Annotated in this window: 4 protein-coding genes; 2 read left to right on the top strand and 2 right to left on the bottom strand. The window is 32.7% G+C overall.

What is annotated here, in order from left to right; all coding sequences use genetic code 11:
- A partial coding sequence (tnpB, locus tag P0N36_RS14930; RefSeq protein ID WP_275843670.1) for an IS66 family insertion sequence element accessory protein TnpB occupies positions 1 to 204 on the bottom strand: 204 nt, incomplete at its 3' end.
- The gene (tnpA, locus tag P0N36_RS14925) at positions 194 to 556 is read right to left on the bottom strand and encodes an IS66 family insertion sequence element accessory protein TnpA (protein WP_275843669.1); all 363 of its coding nucleotides are present in this window, start codon (positions 554 to 556) and stop codon (positions 194 to 196) included. The genes tnpA and tnpB, both read right to left, overlap by 11 nt.
- Before the next feature lie 936 nt (positions 557 to 1,492).
- Between tnpA and P0N36_RS14920 the strand changes: the two genes are divergently transcribed.
- The gene (locus tag P0N36_RS14920; protein ID WP_275843668.1) at positions 1,493 to 2,338 is read left to right on the top strand and encodes a hypothetical protein; all 846 of its coding nucleotides are present in this window, start codon (positions 1,493 to 1,495) and stop codon (positions 2,336 to 2,338) included.
- A 22-nt stretch (positions 2,339 to 2,360) separates the two neighbouring features.
- Complete coding sequence (locus P0N36_RS14915) at positions 2,361 to 2,732, top strand: hypothetical protein (RefSeq protein WP_275843667.1); 372 nt, start codon at positions 2,361 to 2,363, stop codon at positions 2,730 to 2,732.
- Positions 2,733 to 2,891 lie beyond the last annotated feature (159 nt).

Here is a 2,891-nt window from a genome sequence, read left to right as displayed (position 1 = left end):
AAGCAAAAATCCATCCCCTTCCCAAAGCAATCCCTTAAGACGATCTGTCCTTCTACCACAAAAAAGAAAAAGGATGTTTTTCTGAAAGGGATCCAGTTGAAACTGAAACTTAACAATAGCAGCTAAGCCATCAATACCACGGCGTAAATCAGTTCTCCCAGTTGCTAGAAAAATTTTATGAAATCCTTTTGCATCATTGAACATATGTTAAAGCTCCAAAAAGTCGTTTAATAAATGATTCTGATGCAGTTTCAGAAAGTTTAATCACACAATTATTGATATGGATTGTTGCAGCTGCATTGTTTTCAGATATCGGTTGTTGTTTCATAAGCGGTGCCGGTTGTAACTGAACAAAGTTGGTAGTCGTCTGTGGTAGGTTCAACTCAGAAGTTGGTTTCAATACTTTTTGGCGTATCCGTCTTTGCCAGTAGTAAAAAGCTTTCTCAGGTACATCATTTTGAATACACCATTGTTTTTTACTAAGTTCGCTACTGTTACATGCTTTAATAATTGGTTTCCAATGTTCCACACGCATTTCATGAGTGATTTTGTCCATAAGCTTTAGCCTCCTAGATAATATTTCAAATATTATCTCATGGATGCTATGAATTGGCACGGTACCCGCTATTTACCGTATACGACTTTACGAACTCTCACAATTCTCTATTTCTCTATCTACGAATCAGAATAATGTTGGTTCAAATCATAATAAGCTTCTTCATGGCTTTACGTTTAAGAGCGGGGCAGGGAAGAAGGCGAAACTTGAGGTTAGGGACGGAAAGGCTAGGTGTTGTTTTGATTAAGATTTGTAGTTAACAATAATTGTAACTACGGTTTTATGAATAGAGATTTTTATATTCTAAGGTACTACCATTGTTTCAATGTCTGAATGCTATAGATTCATCTCAAATATGGTTCTTTTTTGACCACTAATAGCATGGTAACTTATATCGGTTAGTTGTTCTCATGAATTATTGCTTGTATTTAGTAATTATCTTGAAAGTTACTATGCAGTATCGTAGTAGGCACCTTCTTTTATAGCTCATGTTTCCCGAACACCCTTATTGTTGTATAAGAAAAGACATAATATTGAAAATATCAACGCAAGTACTAATAACAAAAACATTATTTTTAAATCTCATTTTTATTTAACTTCTTCATAGAATATTTAGTAATGTCAAGCTCTGAAGTGTTAAGAGCTTGACATTAAAATTCAACTTTTATTTTTGTTTTACCTAAAGTTCTCAATATTGATAATCAAGATTATAAATCAAGCGCATTTAACAGCTGGCGGTAAAAGCTTTAATGTATAACATTAATAAAGTAGTTTAATTAACCTATTAACATAGTGACAATGAGCTATTGATATCATTTCTATTTTACGTTAATATAGCAATGTCATGACAAGCGTAGAATTCTATGCAAAGTAACTTTAATATTATTGTACAGAAAACAAAATATTAATTAATTAAGGGTTTCCATGAAGGGTTACATGGATGAAAGCGAGAGGAATTTAATGAAAAAAATACTTACTATTATGCTAGTGTTTTCGCTAGTCTTATCAAGTGTGACGGTTTCCGCAAATAACGACAACAATATTAAAAAAATCAAGACTTTTGATGTTGTAACAAATGAAGAAAATCTTGAAAAAATGATGAATAAATCTGACAAAGATTCGAAGGATGTATTTAAAATCGATAGCGTTGTTGAGATAAAAATTGACGATGATGCTAATAAATATGCCACTAGAGTGAAAGAATACAAAAGTTTATCTCAAAAGGTTAAAGAAGTTGAATTCGAAAATGGTAAAAAAGAAACAGAGTATGTTTCAGATGCTCTTGTAACTCTCGAGTTCACTGATGAATTTTTTGATGTAAGTGGATACGGGAATAGTAATTCCATAGCAATGTGGGATTCAGGCTACAATGCAAAAATAAGATTGCATGTGTCTTGGATACAGTGTGAGGTTACTGATGGTCTTGATAAAGGTACTTCTTATAGAATTACTGGTGTTAAGGCAAAATATGATAGTTTAGCTAGTAGTATTTATCCATACTCATTAAGAGTTGGCGCTCAGTCTCACGGCAGGAAGTATACGGATATGCATTGTACTAACTATGTCGGAACATTTAACAGAAACCTAAATGACTTATTTTACGCATCAAGTGTTAATCTTTTAAGTTACCGCTCTCTCCGTTCATTCAAACTCGATCCTTACTATACTTTTGTTATACAACCGATTGGTTCATATGCAAAAGGTTATGTTTATGGAGAGATTAAGAGAGGTATAAATGGGTCACCTTGGTTGTTATCTCCTGTTGAGATAAAATTCGATTAAAGAAAAAATAAGAGGATAGAATATGAACTTATTTACTAAGCAGATAGTTTTGTTTTTATGGTTTGTCAGTTATTTTGGAAGTCGGTATTCAAATTATAGAAGTATAATTGAACTAGCTCTTTTCTTCTTTGCAGGGGTTGTTCTGAGTATCTTTACTGATCAAAAGGAGTGCACGAATAATAATATAAAGGGATTTATTCTTATAGCATTATTCTTAACTATTTCTTTATTTTTCTGGTTACCAGAAGCCTTGATGAGTTCTGGGCTAATTACGCAATATAAAGGCATTAAATCATTAGCGATATATCTAATAGTGATGGACCCTAAGTTACAAATAGTACTATTGGTTGTGTATGGTTATCTATTCTCATACTTTTTTCCAAAGAGTAAATAATATCAAGCAAAAAGATTAACTTATATGTTAATCTCAGGCTGTAGACAAAGTAGTAACCAAAGATGAAAATCTTGAGGTTGCTACTTTTTTGCTTCCATAATCAATAGGTCGTATGAAAACCCTTATGCAGATTGGTTACAACGGCCGCCGATTTCCACA

It is taken from the genome of Petrocella sp. FN5 (assembly GCF_029210395.1).
GTDB lineage: Bacteria > Bacillota > Clostridia > Lachnospirales > Vallitaleaceae > Petrocella.
This window is presented reverse-complemented; position numbering and strand designations above follow the sequence as displayed.

Excerpts from the sequence above, each read along its gene's own strand:
- P0N36_RS14915 (WP_275843667.1), top strand. The coding sequence starts at position 2,361 with ATGAACTTATTTACTAAGCAGATAGTTTTGTTTTTATGGTTTGTCAGT.
- P0N36_RS14920 (WP_275843668.1), top strand. The coding sequence starts at position 1,493 with ATGGATGAAAGCGAGAGGAATTTAATGAAAAAAATACTTACTATTATG.
- tnpA (WP_275843669.1), bottom strand. The coding sequence starts at position 556 with ATGGACAAAATCACTCATGAAATGCGTGTGGAACATTGGAAACCAATT.